The organism is Loktanella agnita (assembly GCF_046640325.1).
In the GTDB taxonomy this organism is placed as follows: Bacteria; Pseudomonadota; Alphaproteobacteria; order Rhodobacterales; family Rhodobacteraceae; genus Yoonia; species Yoonia agnita.
The window spans coordinates 117330-139287 of record NZ_JBJMBF010000002.1 but is presented as its reverse complement, the minus strand read 5'-3'; the positions used below and the strand labels follow the sequence as shown (position 1 = coordinate 139287).

The window sequence follows — 21958 nt, the reverse complement described above, 5'->3', positions numbered from 1 at the left end:
GAATGGCGGCGGCAAGGACAGCACAGAAGTTGGTGCGGTGGGTCGCTCGCTGCGCGCTGGTTTTTCGTTATGCCATCTTAGCCGCCAATACGGCTACTTTTTCGAACTGGTCCGCCAGCGGATTGCTCTTGCGCCAGACCATCCCCACTGTGCGCTTTGGCTGGGGTGCTTCAAATCTGTCGACACATACGGGCGCGGAACCGGTTTCGACGGGAATCGCCATTTCGGGGATCAGCGTCACCCCCATGCCAGCCCCCACCATTTGCACCAGCGTTGACAAGGTACTGCCATCGAAACCGTCGCGCGGAACGGCGGTTTGCAGGTTGCAGAACGACAAGGCCTGATCGCGAAAGCAGTGGCCTTCTTCCAGCAGCAAAAGGCGCATTTCGCGCAGCTCATCTATCGTGGGCAACGGGTGGCCTGCCTGTGCGATTGGACGCACCAATACGAGATTTTCATCGAACAATGGCCGCTCTGTCAGCGTCTCTTCTGATACGGGCAGTGCCACGATGGCCAGATCAAGCTGCCCGTCAGAGAGTTCCTGAATCAGTCTTTCGGTCATCGCCTCGCGGATACGGATATCAAGCTCGGGATAGCTGCCGGACATTGCGCCGACAAACGTCGGCAGAAAATAGGGCGCAATCGTCGGGATCACCCCCACGCGCAGCCGCCCGGCAAAGGTCCCGTCTGCCGCGCGCGCCAGATCTTCCAGCTCGTCCACTGCGCGCAAGATGTCTTTGACACGTTCGGAAAACGTTTCTCCGAACCCTGTCAGACGCACTTGCCTGTGCCCCCGTTCAAACAGGGTGGTCCCCAGTGTTTGTTCCAATTCCTTGATCTGAACCGACAATGCAGGTTGCGAGACGGCGCAGACATCGGCGGCACGGCCGAAATGGCGCTGAACCGAAAGCGCATCAAAGTAGCGAAGCTGGCGGAGTGTCAAGTTACCCATAAGATAAAACTATCACTTTCATTACCAAATACAACTTATTCCAATGGATGAAATCGGGTATAGTGCGCAAGCTAGCGAAGGGCGGAGATTTGGTGACAGTAGCAAGCAGACAACCGGTTCGTGTGATCGGGTATGTCGCGTTGGCGTCATCATTCATAACCAAGCATCGCATAACACACACTCGCTGCATGACATGCTTGCAAGCCAATGGAGAGACCTATGGACGGAAATGATGCACCAAAGGCGGGCAAATGCCCCGTCATTCACGGCGCCACACTGCACACTGTTGATGTGCGTTCGAATCGCGACTGGTGGCCAAACCAGCTGAACCTCAAAGTGCTGCATCAGCATGCGCCGGCGCTCGACCCGATGGGCGAAGAGTTCGACTATGCCGAAGCGTTCAAACAGCTTGATCTGAAGGCGGTGAAGCAGGATTTGCACGCGCTGATGACCGACAGCCAAGACTGGTGGCCTGCTGATTACGGGCATTATGGCGGGTTGTTCATCCGCATGGCCTGGCACAGCGCCGGGACCTATCGGACCGCCGATGGCCGTGGTGGTGGCGGTGCCGGATCGCAGCGTTTCGCGCCGCTGAATTCCTGGCCTGATAACGGCAACCTTGATAAGGCCCGCCGCTTGTTGTGGCCGATCAAACAGAAATACGGCAATAATATTTCCTGGGCTGATCTGATGATCCTGACAGGCAATGTTGCGCTGGAATCCATGGGCTTTAAGACGTTCGGCTTTGCCGGTGGCCGCGCTGATATCTGGGAACCCGAAGAAGATATCTACTGGGGCAGCGAAGACGAATGGCTTGCCACGACTGACCACGAGCAAAGCCGCTATCACGGTGATCGTGAGCTGGAAGACCCGCTTGCCGCTGTGCAGATGGGCCTGATTTACGTTAACCCCGAAGGGCCTGATGGCAATCCTGATCCGCTCGCCTCTGCCAAGGATATCCGCGAAACCTTTGCCCGTATGGCGATGAACGACTATGAAACCGTGGCACTGACCGCAGGTGGTCACACATTCGGCAAGACCCACGGTGCGGGTGATGTTTCCCATGTAGGTGCGGAACCTGAGGCAGGCGCGCTGGAAGCGATGGGTTTTGGCTGGCTGTCCACCTACAAATCCGGCAAAGGCCGTGACACGATCACCAGCGGTCTGGAAGGCGCATGGACGTCGAACCCGATCAAATGGGACATGGGATATTTCGACGTTCTGTTCAAATACGACTGGGAACTGACCAAGAGCCCGGCAGGCGCACATCAGTGGCGCCCGATCAACCTGCAAGAAGAGGACATGGCCCCCGATCCGGAAGATCCGTCCAGAAAAGTGCCGATCATGATGTCCACTGCGGATATGGCGATGAAGATGGACCCGGAATATTCAAAAATCTCGCGCCGTTTTCATGAAAACCCCGAAGAGTTCGCCGATGCCTTTGCCCGCGCGTGGTTCAAGCTGACCCACCGCGACATGGGCCCCAAGACCCGCTATTTGGGCGAAGAGGTCCCGCAGGAAGACCTGATCTGGCAGGACCCGATCCCGGCACCAACCGAGCCGTTGATCAATGATGCAGATGTTGCTGATCTGAAAGCGCAGATCCTTGCATCCGGCCTGTCCACGTCCGAGTTGGTTTCGACCGCTTGGGCCTCTGCCGCGACTTTCCGTGGTTCGGACAAACGTGGTGGTGCCAATGGTGCGCGCATCCGTCTTGCGCCGCAAAAGGACTGGGAAGTAAACCAGCCTGAGCAATTGGCCAAAGTGCTGTCCAAGCTGGAAGACATCCAAGCGTCCTTCAATGCGGCACAGAATGGTGGCAAGACCGTTTCGCTTGCTGACCTGATCGTGCTGGGCGGTTCTGCTGCGGTGGAACAGGCTGCAAAGGCCGCTGGACATGACGTGACGGTGCCATTCACGCCCGGGCGCGGCGATGCCACCCAAGAGCAGACCGATGTCGAAAGCTTTGAACCGTTGGAGCCGGTCGCGGATGGTTTCCGCAACTACCTCAAGACTGAATACTCTGTCCCGTCAGAGCGGTTGCTCGTGGATCGCGCGCAGCTGCTGACGCTGTCTGCGCCGGAAATGACGGTGTTGGTTGGTGGCTTGCGTGTGCTGGGTGCGAATGTGGGTCAAACGGCGCATGGCGTCTTTACCGATCAGCCCGGCACGCTTAGCAATGACTTCTTTGTCAACTTGCTGGACATGGCGGCGGACTGGGTGCCGACATCAGAGGCCGCGCAAACATTTGAAGCGCGTGATCGGGCCACAGGTGCTGTGAAGTGGACCGCGACCCGTGTTGATCTGCTCTTTGGTTCGAACTCGCAATTGCGGGCACTGGCCGAGGTTTATGGCCAGAACGATGCGAAGGCGAAGTTTGTGAAAGACTTTGTTGCCGCATGGCACAAGGTCATGGAACTGGATCGGTTCGACCTGAAATAACGACAATGGGCGCAGACGGTTATCCCGGCTGCGCCCGATCCATTCATTCAGCGGGCAGTGCCGCGAGGCTCGTTTCAAACCGTTTCGCGCGGCGTTCTCCCAGCATCAGCATCGCCGGCGTGACCAGCAGGGTCAGCACGGTTGCAAATATCAGCCCGCCCGCGATGGCGCTGGACAGTTCTGTCCACCATTGTGTCGACGGGGCTCCATAGATGATTTCGCGGGTGAAGAAGTTGATATTCAACCCGATCACCATCGGCATCAGACCCAGCGCGGTTGTCACGGATGTCAGCAGAACTGGCCGCAGACGTTGCGCCCCGGTCCGCAGTGCGGCCTCTAGCGATGACATGCCGGTTTGCTTTAGCTGATTAAAGCAGTCGATCAGCACGATGTTGTTGTTCACGACGATCCCCGCCAAGGCGATCACGCCGATCCCCCCCATGACGACGCCAAAGGGACGCCCGGTGATCATCAGCCCAAGTAGCACGCCCGCAATCGAAAAGATTATCGCCGACATCACGACGAAAGCCTGCCAGAAGCTGTTGAATTGGGTCAGCAGGATCAGGAACATCAGACCGATGGCCGAGATGAACGCCCCGGCAAGGAAGGTCATGGCATCGGCCTGCTCTTCTGCTTCGCCGCCAAACTCCACACTCACACCGCGTGGCAGATCTACTTTCTCAAGTGCGGCTTGCAGCGCTATGATCTGATCGTTGGGCAGCACGTCAGGATCTACATCGGCCGAAACTGTAATCACCCGCTTTTGGTCAATCCGGGTGATTACGCCGCTGCTGGGCGCGGGATTGAACGAGACGAAGTTCGAGATCGGCACAAGCCCGGAGTTTGTTGGCACCCGCAGGCTTTCCAACTCTGCCAAGGTCCGATCCACGGCGGGAAAGCGCACGACGATATCAACCTCGCCATCCACATCATCGGGCCGGTAATCGGCCACGGTGATGCCGCGGGTCAGCAGTTGCACCGCCTGCCCCAGCAGCGCCACATCCGCACCGCTGCGCGCGGCCTCGGACCGGTCCACGGATATCTGCCATTCTACACCAGCCGTTGCGCGGTTGTCGCTTACATCGGCGAAGCCGCCCAACTGGTCCATCAGATCGCGGATCATGCTGACCGCCTGTTTCTGATCGGCGATGTTATTAGATGCGACCTCGAGGTTGATGGGTTTGCCACCACCCGGCCCGCCGGATTCCGCCTGAACCTGCACTTCGATACCAGCGATTTGCGCCATATCCGTCCGGATATCTTCGGCGATTTCGGTCACCGGGCGGCGCGTGTCCCATTCTGTCAGTTCAAGCTGAAGCGTGCCAATGGTATCCCCGCCGCTGTTCGAACTGCCGGACCGCGCGTAGACGCTGGCGATTTCGTCATAGCTTTCCAATTTTTCTTCGACACGGCGGACCAGCGCATCCTGCTCGTAGATTGAAAAGCTATCCTTGGTCTGGATTTCGACCTGCGCATATTCCGGTTCCACTTCGGGGAAAAAGGTCAGCCCGTTTCCGAAATGGCCGTAAGCCACGAAAGACCCGACCAGCGCCATCAGCGCAAAGCTGAGCGTGATCCAAGGGCGCAGGATCGACCATTCGAGCAGACGGATATAGACGCCCATAAACCCGGTCATCTGGCGCGGGTCGCCTTTTTCAGCGGCATATAGCTGCGCCTTTGATTTGGCGGTCTGCCGTTGACGTTTGCCGATCAACCCACCCGCAATGGGGATGAAGATCAGCGCCATGAACAGCGATGCCGCGAGGGTGAATATCACCGTGATCGGCAGGAATTTCATGAACTGCCCCACGACGCCTGACCAGAACAGCAGCGGGAAAAACACGCAGAGCGTTGTCGCGGTCGATGCGATGATTGGCCAAGCCATCCGTTTGGCTGCCTCGGCAAAGGCGGTTTTGGGTGAATACCCTTCGTTAAGGTAACGGTCGGCCAGTTCGACGGTCACAATGGCCCCGTCAACCAGCATCCCCACTACCAGAATAAGCGAGAAGAGCACCACGATATTCATCGTGAACCCCATGAAATAAAGCCCGGCAACACCCGTCAGGAAAGCACCCGGAATGGCAAGACCGACCAGTAAAGACGACCGCAGGCCAAGGGCATAGACGATCACGATCATCACAAGGATGATGGCGGCGATCACATTCGCCTCGAGGTCCGCGAGCATGGTTTCGACCTGCTCGCTTTCGTCAAGCGTATAGCGGACCTGTACGCTATCGGGCCAATCCGCACGCGCGGCATCAATCACACCGCGGACTTCCGCAACCGTTTCGATGATATTTGCCCCGGCCCGTTTCTTGATTTCAAGCGCCAGCGCTGGTTGGCCGTCAATGCGGGCAAAGCCGGTGGGATCTTCAAAGGTCCGCCGGATCGTCGCCACATCGGCAAAGGTCACAACAGTCTGGCCGCGCGTGATGATCGGCAGTTCCATTACGTCTTCCAGATCCTCGATCAGCCCCGGCACTTTCAGCACCATGCGGCCTGCTTCGCTTTCGATGGCACCTGCCGCAATCAACTGGTTGTTCCGAGTGATCGACCCGATCAATTCGTCGAAGGAAATATTGTAGGTTTCGAACACTGTGGGGTCGATCAGGACCTCCATCAGTTCTGTTCGCTTGCCACCGACGTCGACCTCGAGCACGCCGCTGAGCGATTCAATCGCGTCTGTCAGATCGTCCGCAAGGGTGTTGAGCGTCCGTTCCGGCACCGGCCCGGACAGGATCACTGTCAGGATGGGAAACAGCGCGGTATTGATTTCGGTCACGGTTAGCTGCGCATCGTCGGGCAGATCGTTTTCGGCCTTATCCGCAGCCTCGCGTACTTTATCCAGCGCCGAATCCGAATCGAATCCCGGCTCAAATTCAAGCTGAACACTGGCATGTCCTTCGCTTGCGGTGGCGGTCATGGATTTCAGCCCGGTGATCGAGGCGAACTCTGTCTCCATCGGGCCGATCAGCACGTCTTCGGCGTCTTCCGGGGAAATCCCATCCAGCCCGGTTGAGACATAGACAATCGGGATCGGGATTTCGGGGTTACTTTCCTTGGGGATCGCCATGTAGGAAAAGCTGCCGACCGCCAACAGAAAGAGCAGCAACAAAAGCGTGACTTTGCTGCGGTTAAAGGCCGCGTTGATCAGCGCGTTCATTGCGAAGCCTCAGCGCTAAGCGCTGGCGCGGCAGGTTGCGGGTCAACAACGTCCCCGGCCTGCACGAAGCCCTGCCCGATGGTGATCAGACGCGCCGTTTCCCCCAGCCCGGTGATCCAAATGCCATCTGTCTGTGCCCGCACAATAGACACCGGCACGAATGCGACCTGATCGCCCTCTGCCACGGTTTTCACGCCAAGTTCACCCGCCGTACCAAGCGACAGGATCGCGGGCGATATGAAATGGCCGCGTGCCTCGCCTGTTGGGATCGCGACCCGCGCGCTGAGCCCCGCAGGCATAACGCTATCGGGGTTATCGACCGAGATCTCGACCCGGAAGGTCCGCGTTTGTTGGTCGGCATTGCTGCCGATAAAGCTAACCGTACCCTGCACGACTTCACCGGTAATAAAGGACACCTCTGCCGTTTGACCCTTTTCAAGACGCGACAGCGCCTGTTGCGGCACCTGCACCACGACGCTTAGCGGGTCATTGTCCAGCACCTCGGCCACAGCATCGCCATTGTCGACGAATTCGCCAACATCCAGCGTCAGGTCATTCAGGCGGCCCGGAAACGGCGCGCGGATAATAGTGTTGTCCAGTTGTTCCTGCGCCGCAGTCACTGCCGCCTCTGCTGCTGCCTTGGCGGCACGAGCCTGGGACACGCGATCCTGCGTGGCAACACCACGATCCTGAAGCGCAATCGCATTGTCATAGTCCCGCGTTGCCTGATCAAGCTGGGTTTGCGCTTGCAGGAGCTGCGCTTGCAGCGTCTCGCCGTCGATGCGCCCGATCTCTTGTCCTGCGTCAACGAGATCACCACGGGACACCGCGACAGAGGTCACCTGACCATTCGCCTTTGCAAGGATTGTGGTGGATCGGTCGGGAACTGACTGCCCTTCGGCGCGCAGCACAAGCTGGATATTCTCGGCCTGCGAATCTTTCACGGCGACGGTCACGATTTTCGGGGCGACATCCGCCGCCACTTCTTCAGGCTCTTCAGTCGGCAGGACAAATCCGCTGCCCATCCAGCCGACCAGCAAAATAGCAAGCAGGATCGCTGTCCACTTGGACCGACTAGCCCCTTTGTCAGAGGTGAATGTGATCTGGCCTGTCAAATCAGGAGCACTATCCTTAGCCATGGGGCAATCCTTATCATTTTTGCGCCGTACTATCGGCGAAACGCGTTCACGAATGCACACTACCTAGGAAACGATTGTTACAGTTACCATACGTCGCAGGTGGAATGAGCAAAGAATGTCTCAATGATTCACATTCAGGCCACATCTGATGGTTTTCTGACGCATGTACGCTATTAATTGGTCGTTTTTTGCTTCGTGCGTGCTGCTGGTCACCGTATCATACTATCGCTGAACCCGCCCGCTTTGGGCACGCAGCCATATGGACCACCGGGAATGTCGTGCGGCAGACACGCTTGCATGCGGAAATAATATTTATAGTATTCAAATACTTAAGTCACATTTTATTTCTACTAAAAATTTAGTTTGACAAAACCTGTCCTTCGGATCGACAGTGAGCCTGCTGGTGAAAACCGGCATGCATAATCTCAAGGGAGGAGACGAGATGCGTAAGTATCTGCTCTCCGCAGCAGCGCTTACGGCCCTGCTTGCGGGGTCGAATATCGCTGTCGCTGATGAAGCCGCAGCGCAGCGGTGGATTGATCAGGAATTTCAACCATCCGCATTGTCAAAAGACGAACAAATGGAAGAGATGAGCTGGTTCATCCAAGCCGCAGAACCGTTTGCAGGCATGGAAATCAACGTCTTGTCCGAAGGCATCCCGACCCATTCGTACGAATCAGAAGTATTGACCAAAGCCTTTGAGGAAATCACGGGCATCAAGGTCAACCACCAGATCCTGGGCGAAGGGGAGGTTGTCCAGGCTGTGCAGACCCAGATGCAGACGGGCCGGAACCTTTATGATGCTTACGTCAACGACAGCGACCTGATCGGCACCCATTCGCGGCTGCAACTGGCCGTGAACCTGACAGACTTTATGACAGGCGATGGTGCAGCCGTGACCAACCCCGGGCTTGATCTGGAAGACTTCATGGGCGTTCAGTTTACCACTGGCCCCGATGGCGACCTGTATCAGTTGCCCGACCAGCAGTTCGCGAACCTTTATTGGTTCCGCAAGGATTGGTTCGATGATCCGGACCTGAAAGCGCAGTTTCAGGAAAAATACGGGTATGAACTGGGCGTCCCAGTCAACTGGTCCGCTTACGAAGATATCGCAGAATTCTTTTCCAACGATGTGCAGGAAATCGACGGCGTCCGTATTTATGGCCACATGGATTACGGCAAACGCGCGCCGGACCTTGGCTGGCGGATGACCGATGCGTGGCTGTCCATGGCTGGCGCTGGTTCCCCCGGTGAACCTAATGGCATTCCGATTGACGAATGGGGCATTCGGATGGAAGCCGGGACGTGTAATCCGGTCGGCGCGTCCGTCAGCCGTGGTGGCGCCGCCAATGGCCCCGCAGCGGTTTATGCGATCCGAAAATGGGATGAGTGGCTGCGGAACTATGCGCCCCCCGGTGCGGCGAGCTATGATTTCTACCAGTCATTGCCTGCCTTGGCGCAAGGCAATGTGGCCCAGCAAATCTTTTGGTACACGGCCTTTACTGCTGACATGGTTGCCCCGCAATCAAGAGGCAACAACACGGTTGATGCCGAAGGCACACCGCTTTGGCGGATGGCACCCAGCCCGCATGGCCCCTATTGGCAGGAAGGCCAGAAGGTTGGCTATCAGGATGTGGGGTCATGGACGATCTTGAAATCCACACCGGTGGATCGGGCGCAGGCTGCATGGCTTTATGCACAATTCGTCGTCTCTAAGACGGTGGATGTCAAAAAATCACATATTGGCCTGACTTTCATTCGCGACAGTAGCGTGCGGCATGAAAGCTTTACCGAGCGTGCGCCGCAATTGGGTGGTTTGGTGGAATTCTACCGTTCGCCTGACCGCGTGCGCTGGTCCCCCACCGGCATCAACGTGCCCGATTATCCCAAGCTGGCGCAAATCTGGTGGCAGCAGATCGGTGACGTGAACTCTGGCGCGTTCACCCCGCAAGAGGCGATGGATCGTCTGGCGTCGGAGATGGATATCACCATGGCCCGGATGCAGCAGGCGGATGAGGCGGCCAATGTCTATGGCGGCTGCGGCCCGCGCCTGAACGAGGAACAATCAGCGGAATACTGGTACGAAAACGGTGGCGCCAAGCCCCCGCTTGAGAACGAAAAACCGCAAGGCGAAACCGTCAACTATGACTATCTCGTCGCCCGCTGGGCCTCTGAGTAACCTCCCTGTCGTGTGCCGCCATTGCGTGGTGCCGACACCGGTCGGGGCATCCGTGCCCCGACCACCTAGCGAGAGCAGAACATGACAATCACACTTCAAAACGTCAGCAAAGTGGTCTCCGGTCAGACCCATATCAAGCCGGTTTCGCTGACCTTTCAGACCGGGCATTTCAACGTATTGTTGGGTGAAACTGGGGCCGGGAAAACATCGCTGATCAAGCTGATGGCTGGGCTTGACCCGATTGCGTCCGGTACCATTGAAATTGACGGCCAAGATGTCACGAAGCTGAACACCCAAAGGCGCAACATCAGCCTGGTGCACCAGTTTTTTGTGAACTATCCCCATATGAGCGTTTTCGACAATATCGCCTCCCCGCTACGGGTTGCAGGCATGGCCAAGTCCGAAATCGCGGGCCGCGTCGAAGAAGCCGCTGATATTTTGCAACTGCGCCCAATGCTGCACCGCCGCCCACATGAACTGTCGGGTGGGCAACAGCAGCGCACCGCACTGGCCCGCGCCATCGCCAAGGAAAGCAAGGCCGTGTTTCTGGACGAACCGCTTGCCAATCTGGATTATAAACTGCGCGAGGAGTTGCGCGAGCAGTTACCCGCGCTTTTCGCCGGGCGTGGTGCGGTCGTTGTTTATGCCACATCAGAACCTGAAGAAGCACTGTTGCTGGGTGGCACGACCGCGCTGATGCATGACGGTAACGTTGTCCAATTCGGCCCGACTGCTGAAATCTATCGCCAGCCCAAGAACCTGACAGCGGCCAAGGTGTTTTCGGACCCGCCGATCAATGTGGCCAATGTCACCAAGGCGGGCAAAACCTTGATTATGGGCGACAGTGCCCGCTGGGATTATGCCGCGCTGAAAGAGGCGCCCGATGGGGACTATCAGCTTGCCGTTCGCCCCCATCACGTGACGCCGAAACCGACGCGTAAGAATACGGTCGCGCTGAAAGGCCGGGTGCTGGTGACTGAGCTCAGCGGATCGGAAAGCAGTGCGCATTTCGCCATGTCTGATGCAAATTGGGTGTCGCTGTCGCATGGTGTGCACCCCTACCAAATCGGGGCGGATCATCCGTTCTACCTTGATCCCTCTGCCTGTATGCTTTTTGACAAAGACGGTCAGATGATCGCGGGGGGCGGTGTCTGATGGCCAAAATCACCCTGTCCGACCTGAAACACAGCTATAACCCGCAACCCAAAGGGCCAGCGGATTATGCATTGAAAGAAATTGATCTGGAATGGTCCGATGGCGGGGCTTATGCGCTGCTTGGTCCATCGGGCTGCGGCAAGTCTACGCTGCTCAACATCATCTCGGGCCTTTTGACGCCATCAAATGGGCGGATCCTGTTCGATGACAAGGATGTCACCCATCTGCCACCGAACGCACGCAACATCGCGCAGGTGTTCCAGTTTCCGGTGATCTACGACACGATGACGGTCTACGACAATCTTGCCTTTCCACTGCGTAATCGCGGCGTGGACGAGGCGACGGTCCGGACCCGCGTCATGGCCATCGCCGAGATGCTGGAAGTGACCGACATGTTGCACCGCAAGGCTGCGGGGCTGTCGCCGGATAACAAGCAGAAAATTTCTATGGGCCGCGGATTGGTCCGCGACGATGTGAATGTCGTGATGTTCGATGAACCGCTGACGGTCATTGATCCCCATCTGAAATGGAAGCTGCGGTCAAAGCTGAAAGAGCTGCATCAGAAGGTCCGCGCGACGATGATTTACGTCACCCATGACCAGACAGAGGCGCTGACCTTTGCGGATCAGGTTGTGGTGATGCAGGACGGCGAGATCGTTCAGATCGGCACACCGGTGGAGCTGTTTGAACGCCCAGCCCATACTTTTGTCGGACACTTTATCGGCTCCCCCGGGATGAATGTGCTGCCTTGCGAGGTCCGCAACGGCGGTGCATTTTTCGAAAACACACTGATCACGCTTGAAGGCGAGATCACCCAAGGCAGCGGCGCGACCCAGATCGGGGTGCGTCCGGAATTTGTCTCACTTGGCGATCACGGACTGCCTGCGGTGGTCAGCAAAGTGTCGGATATCGGTCGGCACGCGGTGGTCGAGGCGAAGGTAGGCAACGCCACCGTCAAGGCAATCGTCGAAGGCGAAGCCCCAGTGCAGGGGGCGGCCACACATCTGGCCTTTGACCCGGAAAAGACGCGCCTTTACCGCGATGGCTGGATCGCGACGCGGGCCGCAACATGACGAAAGCAGTACAAGTAAGACGGGGGATACTCCCCGTCCTGCGGGAGAGATCGAAATGAAAACACAAAATCAGAAAGCGTGGCTCTTTGTGCTGCCTGTCCTGCTGCTGGTCGCCTTCAATGCGCTGATCCCGATGATGACGGTGGTCAATTATTCGGTGCAGGAAACCTTTGGGAACAATGTTTTTTTCTGGCACGGTCTGGGCTGGTTTGAGGATCTTTTGAACTCTGAACGGTTCCATGCCGCGCTGGGGCGGCAATTTCTTTTCACTGCAATCATCCTTGCGATTGAAATTCCGCTTGGGATTGTCATCGCGCTTGCGATGCCGCGCCAAGGCATCTGGGTCCCCGTTTGCCTTGTCCTGATGGCCCTGCCGATGCTGATCCCGTGGAACGTTGTGGGCGCGATGTGGAACATCTTTACCCTGCCCGATATCGGCTTGCTGGGCTATCTGATGAACCACACGCTGGGCATTGATTACGATATGACACAGGACCCGCTTGCCGCTTGGGTCACGATCATCACCATGGATGTCTGGCACTGGACCTCGCTTGTGGTGCTGCTGTGTTATGCGGGGCTCGTATCCATCCCCGACGCCTATTATCAGGCGGCCAAGATTGATGGCGCGTCGGGCTGGTCGGTGTTTCGCTATATCCAGCTGCCCAAGATGAAGCAGGTGCTGACCATCGCGATCCTGTTGCGCTTCATGGACAGTTTCAACATCTATACTGAACCCTTTGTGCTGACGGGCGGCGGGCCGGGCAATTCCACGACGTTCCTGTCAATTGATCTGGTGAAAATCGCGCTTGGGCAATTTGATCTGGGGCCTGCGGCGGCGATGTCACTGATTTATTTCGCGATCACGCTGCTGGTGTCCTGGCTGTTCTATACGCTGATGACGAAGGATGACGGGCAATGAAAAAACGCAGCCTGATCCCGCTGATCTATATCCTGTTCCTGATGCTGCCGATCTATTGGCTCATCTCGATGAGCTTTAAGACCACCAATGAAATCCTCGGCGGGTTTTCATTGTTCCCGCAGACTTTCACGATGGAAAACTACAGGACAATCTTTACTGAACCGTCGTGGTACTGGGCCTATGTGAATTCGATCATCTATGTGTCGCTCAACACTGTGATTTCTATCTGCGTGGCGCTGCCTGCTGCATACGCCTTTTCGCGCTACCGGTTTCTGGGCGACAAGACATTGTTCTTCTGGCTGCTGACCAACCGGATGGCCCCGTCTGCAGTCTTTGTGCTGCCCTTCTTTCAGCTCTATTCTGCGGTCGGACTATTTGACACGCATATCGCGGTGGCGCTGGCCCATTGCCTGTTCAACATCCCGCTTGCTGTCTGGATTCTTGAAGGGTTCATGTCCGGCGTGCCCAAGGAGCTGGACGAGACCGCCTATGTGGACGGCTATTCCTTCCCCCGCTTTTTCGTGATGATCTTCTTGCCTGCGATCAAAGCTGGCGTTGGGGTGACCGCGTTCTTCTGCTTTATGTTTTCTTGGGTGGAATTGCTGCTGGCCAAGAACCTGACCGCTGTCGCCGCCAAACCCATCGCGGCGGAAATGACCAAAACCGCGTCAAGTGCGGGGTATGAGCTGGGGCTGCTCGCTGCGGCCGGGACGCTGACTATCGTTCCGGGTGCCATCGTGATCTATTTCGTCCGCAACTATATCGCTAAGGGCTTTGCCCTGGGGAGGGTCTGATGCTGTCTTGGATGGCCTGGACATGGCCGACCGCGCTGTTTTTCATCGCGCTTTTTGTCGCAATGGGCGTCATCACATTCATCGAAATCCGCTGGCCCGGAACCAGTGAGCGCAAGGGCGTGCTTCGCCTGACGACGACGCGCGGCGACCGCTTGTTTCTGGGGCTATTGGGGGCGAGCTACATCTTTCTGGCGTGGCTTGGGTTCTTTGGCATGCCCCTGTGGGTGCCGCTGGTGCTGGCCGTGCTCTGGATCTGTTTCTGCTTCTGGAAAGTCTGAAATGCTTGGCGATACGCATATATTCGTATCTACTCTGCCCATAGGGATGCGAGCCAATAAAAAACGTAGCAGGACAATAGATGCGGCAGAAGAAGCGTAGCGAGTTTTTGACGGAAGTCGAACTGGAGTTCATGACCGAGCTATGGGCGATCGGGACCGGCAGCGTTCGCGATGTCTTGGCCCGGCTCCCGGCGGAGCGCAACCTGGCCTATACATCCGCAGCCACCATCATGCGGATCATGGAGCAAAAAGGCTTTGTGACCAGTGTCCGCGACGGCAAGACCTTTATCTATTCGCCGCTGCTGGAAAAGGATGCCTATCAGGCGAAGACCCTGCGCGACCTGTCCAACAAGCTGTTTGATGGCACACCTGCATCCATGGTGGCCCGGCTTGTGGATGACGCGGGCATGTCCGAGGACGCCCTAAAGGAAATACAGGCGTTACTTCAAAGGAGGCTTGATGATGATTTCGACTGACACCCTTCTGAACGCCTATATCGACGCGAATGTCGTGCTGGCACTGGGCGCCGTAGTCTGGATGTTCGCCCGGTTTGTGATCCAGCGCACAGCACTGAAGGCAGCCCATGGCATGCAACTACAGCTGCTTTACGGCTTCCTGATCGTGGTGGCGGTCGTGCCCTTTGCGGCACTGACGCTTTGGCCCCAGATGCAAAGCTTTAACCTGTCTGATCTGATCGTCGCGGAATATCTGGACGGGCGGATCGCCATCGCCCCAACCACATTCGAGGCATGGTTGCAAACGCGCGCCACGCTGGTGCAGGAAATCACGACGCTGGGGTCCGCTCGCGGCATGGTGATTGCCGTCGTTCTGCTGACCGGTATCGCACTGGCAAGCCTGCGCATGATCATCAACCTGACGCGGGTCTATCGGGTGATTGGCCAAAGCTATCTTTGGCGGCGCGCGGGCAGGCTTGAAATCCGGCTGACGGATGCGGCGTCGATCCCGTTTTCAACCCGCAGCCTGCACAAACATTATGTGGTGATCCCGTCCGAGATGCTGGCCACCCCTGCTGATCTGCGCATCGCATTGGCGCATGAATTCCAGCATCTGCGACAACGGGATGTGAGTTGGGAAATCGTTCTGGAATGTCTGCGCCCGCTAGTCGTCTTCAACCCGGCGATGCGTTTTTTCAAACGACAGGTCGAACGACAGCGCGAGTTGGCCTGCGATCAGGGTGTCATGCGACGCAAAGCGCTAAACGCGCAGGACTATGCAAATTGCCTGCTGCGCGTCTGCGCCAATGCGCTGAAACGCCAAGGCCATACGGCCCTGCCCGCCGTGGCGCTGCTGCAACCACGCGGGCGGCGCAATGCGTCATTCCTGCGGCAGCGTGTGCTGATGATGATGGCCGCAGAGGCAGCGCCCACACCCCGGTGGATCGTGCCGATGATCCTTTGCCCGCTGAGCTGTGCCATTCTGTTGTCGGCCATTGCCATACAGCGATCCGGCGACTGGTCTCATGACCGGCTGATGCTGTCGACGATTGTGAACCTCGAACGGTTCAGCATTCGCAACACATCGCCTTAGCGTAGTTTTTCCAAGCTGAATTCCACCCGACGGTTCAGCGCACGGCCATCAGGGTTATCCGATCCGTCTTCGTTGAAATTTGCCGCAATCGGGTCCACCTCGCCCACGCCAATCGCGCGCACGCCATCGGCGGTCAGATCGGTATTGGCGACCAGCCAGTCACGCACCGCATCGGCCCGGCGCTGCCCCAGATCAAGGTTGAAATCCTCACCGCCTTTCGCATCCGTGTGGCCTTTGATCGCGATCATCTCTACCCCGCGCAGGCTTTCGGCGACGCTGCGCAACGCATCTGTTGCGCCATCTTGCAGTGTTGCGTCGTTAAATTCAAAGAGCACATCCGACAGCATCACCATCGCATCCACTTCGCCCATGGCATTCATCCGCACATCCAACATCGGATCGGCAGCGGCGATGGCCGCAAGATCGGGGGTGACGGTTGCCTCTGCGTCTGCGACCACGTCCTGCGCGAATGCGGGGGCGGCCATCAGGGCGAGGGCAAGAAGGGAAATGTTGCGGATCATGAAAGCCTCTGGCACTGGTTTACGGTACTGATACAGTGACCTAACACGGGTGTGCCGAGATCCGTCATCATATCTGTGTCAGGAATTGTTGCAGCCAAAGCTGCTTTTTGGTTTTCTGGAAAACACTCAGAGCCTCTTGCATTCAGCCCCACCGCCCCGCCTATTGGCACAAAAGCCGGGGACCCGATGACCAACACACAAGCAGAACAGACGCTTGATCCTGACGACTGGGACAGTTTCCGCAGCCGCGCCCATGCGATGTTGGATGCCGCAATCGACCAGATGATCAACGCCCCACAAGGCCGGGTCTGGCACCCGGTCACGGATGAGATCAAGGCGGCGCTGCAAAGTGATCTGCCCGCCTTGGGCGATGCACAGACCACTGACGCCCAGATGAAAAACCTGCTGCCTTACGGCGTGGGCAACACACATCCACGCTTTTTTGGCTGGGTGCATGGCGCTGGCACGCCTTCCAACATTCTGGCTGAGATGGCTGCGGCGGCGATGAATGCCAATCTGGGTGGGCGGGATCATGTCGCAATCTATGTCGAAAAACAGGTGATCGCGTGGGTTAAAGCGATTTTTGATTTTCCGGCAAGCGCCAGCGGATTGATCGTCTCGGGCACCTCCATTGCCACGCTTATCGCGCTCAAAGCCGCGCGGGATCGCGTGTCGGATTTCGCCGCACGCAAGACAGGCATCAGCGCGGGGCAATTGGTTGGCTATACCTCGACCCAGACGCATTCCTGCGTGGCGCGGGCTTTCGATATGCTCGGATTGGGGACAGACGCGCTACGTAAGATCCCTGTCAATGCGAATTTTGAAATCGACACCGATGCGTTACGTGCGGCGATCAAGGCCGACCGGGCGGCAGGGCTGACGCCCTTTGCCGTCATTGGTACAGCAGGCGCGGTTAATGTCGGGGCCATTGATGATCTGGATACATTGGCCGATATCGCCGCTGGGGAAAATATCTGGCTACATATCGATGGGGCATTTGGGGCGACCGGTATTCTGAGCGATGAAATAAAACCCAAGCTGCGTGGCATCGAACGGACCGACAGTATCGCCTTTGATTTCCACAAATGGCTGCATGTGAATTATGACGCCGGCTTTGTCCTGATGCGCAGCGAAGCCGATCACCGCCGGGCATTTTCCGAACGACCTGATTATCTAAAAGGGGCTGACCGGGGGCTCGCCGCTGGTAATCCGTGGCCCACGGAATATGGGCCGGAACTGTCGCGCGGTTTTCGCGCGTTGAAAATCTGGGCGCAACTGTCCGAGCACGGAACCGAGAAGCTGGGCCAATTGATCAGCCAGAACTGCGCGCAAGCCCGCTATCTGGGGCAATTGGTCGATGCTGATCCGCAGCTGGAACGCCGCGCGCCGGTGGCGATGAATATCTGTTGTTTCCGCTATACCGCCCCTGAAACGAACCTAAATACGCTGAACGAAGAAATCGTGATCCAGCTGCAATTGCGGGGCATCGCTGCGCCCTCAACCACGATGATCCACGGCGAAACCGCGATCCGGGTGAACATCACCAATCACCGAACCCGGCGCGCTGATCTGGACATTCTGACCGCCGCTATACGTGAGATCGGGGCAGAACTGGTTGGCAGCGGCAGTCACGCTGCACATTGACAAGGCGCGCCTCGCTTCACACTAAAGACAGGTACTGACAGGGGCCGCCCAGCGCATGACCGAGACACTTCCAGAACCTGAATTCTGCCCGCTGGGCGTTGATGGTATTCTGATCCGTTTTGCCCGCACGCTATCCGAAGCGGCCAACAGACGGGCCATCGGCTTTCGTGATCTGGTCAGCACGCGCGCCCTGCCCGGCGTGACGGGGGCGGCGTCCTCTCTTACTTCTGTGCGTGTGGCTTTTGATCCGGCGATCACGGATCGCGCAACGCTGCGGACGCGTTTGCAGGACCTGCTGACCGACGCCACGGCCGAGGATATTAGCCCGAAGCGCCGCTGGGATATTCCCGTCGCTTTTGGCACTGAAAACGCGCCGCAACTGGCCGAGGCTGCCGCGCTTGCTGGGTTGACCCCCGATCAAGCCATTGCCGAAATCACCGCCTATACGGTCCGCGTGATTGCCATCGGCTTTGCGCCCGGCCAGCCCTATCTGGGTATGCTACCCCCGCATTGGGATATCGCCCGGCAGTCGGAGCTGACGCCACGGATGCCCAATGGCGCGCTGGTCGCTGCCGTCCGGCAGTTGATCATTTTTGCCGCCGATGCGCCTACCGGCTGGCGACATATCGGGCAAACCGCTTTCAAGGTTTATGATCCGGACCGGGAAGAAGCCTTTGCCTTTACCCCCGGCGATGCGGTGCGTTTCAACGCTGTATCGGATAGTGCGTTGGCCGACCTACGAGCCAATACCGACACGAATGGCGGGGCCACCTGCACGGTGCTGCGCTGATGGGTACCCTAACGATCCACAAGGCCGGACCGGGGCTGACGATCCAAGATCTGGGCCGCCTAGGCTGGACGGCAGAGGGCCTATCCACCGGCGGGGCCGCTGACCGGCTGGCACTTTTTGAGGCCGCCGCCCTGCTGGACAGCGATCCGGCGCAGGCCGTGATTGAGATGATGGGTTTTGGCGGGACCTTCAGCTGTGATCAGGATACGCGCATCGCCCTGACAGGGGCCACGATGCAGGCAGATATCGATGGCCAGCCCCTCCCCCACAACGGTACACAGCAGTTACGCGCAGGCCAGAAACTGACTATCGGCGGCGCGCAACGTGGGGTTTTTGGCTATCTCGCCTTTGCGGGCGGGATCACCACGCCCCCTGTGATGGACAGCCGTGCGACCCATCTGACCGCCGGTATTGGCGGGCTGCTGCAATCGGGCGATACGCTGCCGCTTGGCGACGACCCGGCACCGAACACGGCCCCCCGAAAACTGCCGCCGGACAATCGCTGGGCAGATGCCGCGATCAGGGTCATGCCCGGGCCGCAAACGCATTTCTTTCGCAAAGAGACGCTAGCGAAATTTGCACAAACCTGTTTTACACGCAGCGCGCGTGGTAACCGACAGGGCATCAGGCTTGACCATGATGGTTCAGATTTCACCATCGCTGATGGGCGCAATATCGTGTCTGATCTGATCCTGCCCGGCGATATCCAGATGACAGGCTATGGAGTACCTTATGTGCTGCTGGCGGAATGTCAGACCATCGGGGGTTATCCGCGCATCGGCACGGTGATCCCCGCCGATTTGCCCCGGATCGCGCAGGCTGCCCCCGGTGCCATGCTGCAATTCCGGCTGATCAGCGTGGAAGAGGCGGATGCCACAGCGCTGTCTGACGACAGCTTGCTGCGTGACCTGACCCGAAAATGCCAGCCCCTGATCCGCGATCCGCATGACATCCCTGATCTCCTCGGCTACCAATTGATCAGCGGGGCGACCCGTGGGGATGATCTTGAAAGGCCGTAACATGACACGCAAAGTCGATCTGAATGCCGATATGGGGGAAGGTTTCGGGCCTTGGCATATGGGCGATGATACGGCGCTGCTAGATATCGTGACCTCGGCCAATATTGCTTGCGGTTTTCACGCGGGCGACCCGGATGTGATGGATAAGACGATGCGCAGGGCTGTTGCAAACGGCGTGGGCATCGGTGCGCATCCCGGCTTTGCCGATTTGAAAGGCTTTGGCCGGCGACGGCTGCCGATCCCTGCGGCGGAGCTTGCCAATGCGGTCGCCTACCAGCTCGGCGCGGCGCAGGCGATGGCCCGACGCGCCGGGGGCAAAGTGCGCCATCTGAAATTGCATGGCGCGCTGGCCAATATGGCGTCCGAGGATCAGGCCCTTGCACAGACCTGCTATCAGGCCGCGCTGGAGGTAGATCCTGATATCGTGATCATGGTCCTTGCCGCGACTGAACAGGAAGCCGCCGCCCGCGTGCTGGGATGCAATTGGGCAGGCGAAATTTTTGCAGATCGCGCATATAATGACGATGCAACACTGGTGGATCGCAGCCAGCCCGGCGCGGTCCTGCATGATGCCGCCGTCGCAGCCCCGCGCATTCTGAAAATGCTTGAAGCAGGCGCGATCATCGCGGAAAGCGGGAAACACATTCCCTGCCAGATCGACACGATCTGCCTGCATGGGGACACGCCTGATGCCGTCACCATGGCGCATGGCATCCGCCAGCATTTGGAACAAGCGGGTATCACGCTCGCGCCGCTCTGAGAGGGACCAATGGAACTGAACGCAGATTTCACCCAGCGCGCGGTGATCCACGGCGATGAAATTCCATGGAAAGCCTCGCCCATGCAAGGTGTTGACCGACGCATGCTGGATCGGATTGGTGACGAGGTCGCCCGCGCCACATCAATCGTGCGCTACGCCCCCGGCAGCCAGTTTTCGGCCCATACCCATGGCGGCGGCGAAGAGTTCATCGTGCTTGAAGGCGTGTTTCAGGACGAACACGGCGACTACCCGGCGGGCACCTATGTGCGCAATCCGCCGACCACATCACATACACCCGGTGCGGCAGCGGGCTGTACGATTTTCGTAAAGCTGTGGCAGTTCGATCCGGCAGATCGGCTCCAGTTTCGCAAGGAATTGGGTGCGGAATTGGCAACGGCCAGCCCCGGTGTAGCAATCCAGACATTGCATCAGGATGACCGCGAAACGGTGCGCTATATCACGCTGGGCGCAGGCACGCAGATGCAGGAAGACCCGACCGGCGGCGCAGAAATATTGGTGCTACAAGGCGACATGACCGAAGGTGGCGATACGCTGCGTTCCGGGTCATGGCTCCGCCTGCCAGAGGGGCAGGCGCTGAACCTGACCGCAGGCGAAACCGGCGCGCGCTTTTGGATCAAGACAGGCCACCTGCCCTTTGCCACTGCACCTGTAGCTTAACAGCCAAAGGTTTTGACCGCCTGCAAGCCCGTTGCCTTTCCGCATGGCTGCGGTCTAATACGATCCAGATCACAGGAGCCCCGATGACAAAGCCCCCTTATTATGCCCCCTCTGGCGGGCTGCCCCCGCAAACACAGCTTTTGACCGGGCGCGCTGTTTTTACCGACAGCTATGCGGTGATCCCGCGGGGCGTGATGACTGATATCGTCATCAGCAAACTGCCGTTCTGGGACAAGAGCCGCGCTTGGGTGCTGGCCCGCCCCCTGTCGGGTTTCGCGGAAACTTTTAGTCAATATATTGTTGAGGTCAGCCCCGGCGGCGGTAGCGCGCAGCCGGAAACAGAGCCGGACGCGCAGGCGGTGCTGTTCGTGGTTGAAGGCAGTGTCAGCCTGACCGTTGAAGGCAAGCAACATACATTGGGCACCGGCGGCTATGCCTATCTGCCGCCCGACTGCACATGGAGCCTGCATAACACCTCAGAGACAGCCGCCAAATTCCACTGGATCAGGAAGGCCTATCAACAGGTCGATGGCATCGACATTCCACCGCCCCTGATCACACAGGCGGCGGAGGCCACCACGATTGCAATGCCCGACACTGATGGTGCTTGGACCACAACCCGCTTTGTCGATCCCGAAGACATGCGCCACGATATGCATGTGAATATTGTCACCTTTCAGCCCGGTGGCGTCATCCCCTTTGCCGAAACCCATGTGATGGAACACGGGCTTTATGTGCTGGAGGGCAAGGCGGTTTATCGGCTCAACCAAGACTGGGTGGAGGTCGAAGCGGGTGATTTCATGTGGCTGCGCGCCTTTTGCCCGCAGGCCTGTTACGCAGGCGGACCAGGGCCGTTTCGCTATCTGCTTTATAAAGACGTGAACCGGCACATGCCGCTATAGCG

19 protein-coding genes are annotated in these 21958 nt (G+C 58.2%); 15 read left to right on the top strand and 4 right to left on the bottom strand.

The annotated features are described in order from the left end of the window. Nucleotides 1-67 precede the first annotated feature (67 nt). Complete coding sequence (locus ACJ5NV_RS02735; RefSeq protein ID WP_411642085.1) at nt 68-952, bottom strand: LysR substrate-binding domain-containing protein; 885 nt, start codon at nt 950-952, stop codon at nt 68-70. A 219-nt stretch (nt 953-1171) separates the two neighbouring features. Between ACJ5NV_RS02735 and katG the strand changes: the two genes are divergently transcribed. Next, nucleotides 1172-3394, top strand: coding sequence for a catalase/peroxidase HPI (gene katG, locus ACJ5NV_RS02730; protein WP_411642084.1), 2223 nt, complete (start codon nt 1172-1174; stop codon nt 3392-3394). Nucleotides 3395-3437: 43 nt separating this feature from the next. Here katG and ACJ5NV_RS02725 read toward each other — a convergent pair whose 3' ends face one another. Further along, a complete protein-coding gene (locus tag ACJ5NV_RS02725; RefSeq protein ID WP_411642083.1) occupies nt 3438-6557 on the bottom strand; it encodes an efflux RND transporter permease subunit in 3120 nt (1039 codons plus the stop codon). Continuing rightward, nucleotides 6554-7696 (bottom strand): efflux RND transporter periplasmic adaptor subunit, encoded by a 1143-nt coding sequence (locus tag ACJ5NV_RS02720; protein ID WP_411642082.1) that lies wholly within the window; start codon nt 7694-7696, stop codon nt 6554-6556. Before ACJ5NV_RS02720 ends, ACJ5NV_RS02725 begins: the two co-directional genes overlap by 4 nt. Nucleotides 7697-8138: 442 nt before the next feature. Here ACJ5NV_RS02720 and ACJ5NV_RS02715 point away from each other — a divergent pair, with 442 nt between their 5' ends. The 8 genes from ACJ5NV_RS02715 to ACJ5NV_RS02680 all read left to right on the top strand — a co-directional run bounded on the left by ACJ5NV_RS02715 (nt 8139) and on the right by ACJ5NV_RS02680 (nt 15642). Beyond that, nucleotides 8139-9875 carry an ABC transporter substrate-binding protein gene (locus ACJ5NV_RS02715; protein ID WP_411642081.1) on the top strand — a complete coding sequence of 579 codons (1737 nt, stop codon included), beginning with the start codon at nt 8139-8141 and terminating at the stop codon, nt 9873-9875. A gap of 81 nt (nt 9876-9956) precedes the next feature. Next, nucleotides 9957-11030: an ABC transporter ATP-binding protein gene (locus ACJ5NV_RS02710; protein ID WP_411642080.1), complete on the top strand. Its 1074-nt coding sequence runs from the start codon at nt 9957-9959 to the stop codon at nt 11028-11030. Next, the gene (locus ACJ5NV_RS02705) at nt 11030-12103 is read left to right on the top strand and encodes an ABC transporter ATP-binding protein (RefSeq protein ID WP_411642079.1); all 1074 of its coding nucleotides are present in this window, start codon (nt 11030-11032) and stop codon (nt 12101-12103) included. The genes ACJ5NV_RS02710 and ACJ5NV_RS02705 overlap by 1 nt, the downstream gene beginning before the upstream one ends. 55 nt (nt 12104-12158) lie before the next feature. Continuing rightward, nucleotides 12159-13022: a carbohydrate ABC transporter permease gene (locus ACJ5NV_RS02700; RefSeq protein WP_411642078.1), complete on the top strand. Its 864-nt coding sequence runs from the start codon at nt 12159-12161 to the stop codon at nt 13020-13022. Next, entirely contained in the window at nt 13019-13816 is a 798-nt protein-coding gene (locus ACJ5NV_RS02695) for a carbohydrate ABC transporter permease (protein WP_411642077.1), read from the top strand. The genes ACJ5NV_RS02700 and ACJ5NV_RS02695 overlap by 4 nt, the downstream gene beginning before the upstream one ends. Then, on the top strand, nt 13816-14094 hold the full coding sequence (locus tag ACJ5NV_RS02690) for a DUF2160 domain-containing protein (protein ID WP_411642076.1): 279 nt from the start codon (nt 13816-13818) through the stop codon (nt 14092-14094). The genes ACJ5NV_RS02695 and ACJ5NV_RS02690 overlap by 1 nt, the downstream gene beginning before the upstream one ends. Nucleotides 14095-14174: 80 nt before the next feature. After that, entirely contained in the window at nt 14175-14570 is a 396-nt protein-coding gene (locus ACJ5NV_RS02685) for a BlaI/MecI/CopY family transcriptional regulator (protein WP_411642075.1), read from the top strand. Continuing rightward, nucleotides 14554-15642 (top strand): M56 family metallopeptidase, encoded by a 1089-nt coding sequence (locus ACJ5NV_RS02680; RefSeq protein WP_411642074.1) that lies wholly within the window; start codon nt 14554-14556, stop codon nt 15640-15642. The genes ACJ5NV_RS02685 and ACJ5NV_RS02680 overlap by 17 nt, the downstream gene beginning before the upstream one ends. On the opposite strand, the gene ACJ5NV_RS02675 is transcribed toward ACJ5NV_RS02680, so the two are convergent. Then, nucleotides 15639-16163 carry an OmpA family protein gene (locus ACJ5NV_RS02675; RefSeq protein ID WP_411642073.1) on the bottom strand — a complete coding sequence of 175 codons (525 nt, stop codon included), beginning with the start codon at nt 16161-16163 and terminating at the stop codon, nt 15639-15641. The genes ACJ5NV_RS02680 and ACJ5NV_RS02675 overlap by 4 nt on opposite strands. Nucleotides 16164-16349: 186 nt before the next feature. Between ACJ5NV_RS02675 and ACJ5NV_RS02670 the strand changes: the two genes are divergently transcribed. The 6 genes from ACJ5NV_RS02670 to ACJ5NV_RS02645 all read left to right on the top strand — a co-directional run bounded on the left by ACJ5NV_RS02670 (nt 16350) and on the right by ACJ5NV_RS02645 (nt 21956). Then, nucleotides 16350-17807, top strand: coding sequence for a pyridoxal phosphate-dependent decarboxylase family protein (locus tag ACJ5NV_RS02670; RefSeq protein ID WP_411642072.1), 1458 nt, complete (start codon nt 16350-16352; stop codon nt 17805-17807). A gap of 55 nt (nt 17808-17862) precedes the next feature. Beyond that, nucleotides 17863-18597: a 5-oxoprolinase subunit B family protein gene (locus ACJ5NV_RS02665; RefSeq protein ID WP_411642071.1), complete on the top strand. Its 735-nt coding sequence runs from the start codon at nt 17863-17865 to the stop codon at nt 18595-18597. After that, nucleotides 18597-19616 carry a 5-oxoprolinase subunit C family protein gene (locus tag ACJ5NV_RS02660; RefSeq protein ID WP_411642070.1) on the top strand — a complete coding sequence of 340 codons (1020 nt, stop codon included), beginning with the start codon at nt 18597-18599 and terminating at the stop codon, nt 19614-19616. Before ACJ5NV_RS02665 ends, ACJ5NV_RS02660 begins: the two co-directional genes overlap by 1 nt. Before the next feature lies 1 nt (nt 19617). Next, nucleotides 19618-20376 (top strand): LamB/YcsF family protein, encoded by a 759-nt coding sequence (locus tag ACJ5NV_RS02655; protein WP_411642069.1) that lies wholly within the window; start codon nt 19618-19620, stop codon nt 20374-20376. A gap of 9 nt (nt 20377-20385) precedes the next feature. Further along, nucleotides 20386-21054, top strand: coding sequence for a cupin domain-containing protein (locus ACJ5NV_RS02650; RefSeq protein WP_411642068.1), 669 nt, complete (start codon nt 20386-20388; stop codon nt 21052-21054). A gap of 83 nt (nt 21055-21137) precedes the next feature. Continuing rightward, nucleotides 21138-21956 carry a bifunctional allantoicase/(S)-ureidoglycine aminohydrolase gene (locus tag ACJ5NV_RS02645; RefSeq protein ID WP_411642067.1) on the top strand — a complete coding sequence of 273 codons (819 nt, stop codon included), beginning with the start codon at nt 21138-21140 and terminating at the stop codon, nt 21954-21956. Nucleotides 21957-21958 lie beyond the last annotated feature (2 nt).

Coding starts and splice junctions, on each gene's coding strand:
- ACJ5NV_RS02700 (WP_411642078.1), top strand. CDS start 12,159: ATGAAAACACAAAATCAGAAAGCGTGGCTCTTTGTGCTGCCTGTCCTG.
- ACJ5NV_RS02720 (WP_411642082.1), bottom strand. CDS start 7,696: ATGGCTAAGGATAGTGCTCCTGATTTGACAGGCCAGATCACATTCACC.
- ACJ5NV_RS02665 (WP_411642071.1), top strand. CDS start 17,863: ATGACCGAGACACTTCCAGAACCTGAATTCTGCCCGCTGGGCGTTGAT.
- ACJ5NV_RS02650 (WP_411642068.1), top strand. CDS start 20,386: ATGGAACTGAACGCAGATTTCACCCAGCGCGCGGTGATCCACGGCGAT.
- ACJ5NV_RS02705 (WP_411642079.1), top strand. CDS start 11,030: ATGGCCAAAATCACCCTGTCCGACCTGAAACACAGCTATAACCCGCAA.
- ACJ5NV_RS02670 (WP_411642072.1), top strand. CDS start 16,350: ATGACCAACACACAAGCAGAACAGACGCTTGATCCTGACGACTGGGAC.
- ACJ5NV_RS02715 (WP_411642081.1), top strand. CDS start 8,139: ATGCGTAAGTATCTGCTCTCCGCAGCAGCGCTTACGGCCCTGCTTGCG.
- ACJ5NV_RS02685 (WP_411642075.1), top strand. CDS start 14,175: ATGCGGCAGAAGAAGCGTAGCGAGTTTTTGACGGAAGTCGAACTGGAG.
- ACJ5NV_RS02645 (WP_411642067.1), top strand. CDS start 21,138: ATGACAAAGCCCCCTTATTATGCCCCCTCTGGCGGGCTGCCCCCGCAA.
- ACJ5NV_RS02655 (WP_411642069.1), top strand. CDS start 19,618: ATGACACGCAAAGTCGATCTGAATGCCGATATGGGGGAAGGTTTCGGG.
- ACJ5NV_RS02725 (WP_411642083.1), bottom strand. CDS start 6,557: ATGAACGCGCTGATCAACGCGGCCTTTAACCGCAGCAAAGTCACGCTT.
- ACJ5NV_RS02680 (WP_411642074.1), top strand. CDS start 14,554: ATGATGATTTCGACTGACACCCTTCTGAACGCCTATATCGACGCGAAT.
- ACJ5NV_RS02690 (WP_411642076.1), top strand. CDS start 13,816: ATGCTGTCTTGGATGGCCTGGACATGGCCGACCGCGCTGTTTTTCATC.
- ACJ5NV_RS02710 (WP_411642080.1), top strand. CDS start 9,957: ATGACAATCACACTTCAAAACGTCAGCAAAGTGGTCTCCGGTCAGACC.
- katG (WP_411642084.1), top strand. CDS start 1,172: ATGGACGGAAATGATGCACCAAAGGCGGGCAAATGCCCCGTCATTCAC.
- ACJ5NV_RS02735 (WP_411642085.1), bottom strand. CDS start 952: ATGGGTAACTTGACACTCCGCCAGCTTCGCTACTTTGATGCGCTTTCG.
- ACJ5NV_RS02660 (WP_411642070.1), top strand. CDS start 18,597: ATGGGTACCCTAACGATCCACAAGGCCGGACCGGGGCTGACGATCCAA.
- ACJ5NV_RS02695 (WP_411642077.1), top strand. CDS start 13,019: ATGAAAAAACGCAGCCTGATCCCGCTGATCTATATCCTGTTCCTGATG.
- ACJ5NV_RS02675 (WP_411642073.1), bottom strand. CDS start 16,163: ATGATCCGCAACATTTCCCTTCTTGCCCTCGCCCTGATGGCCGCCCCC.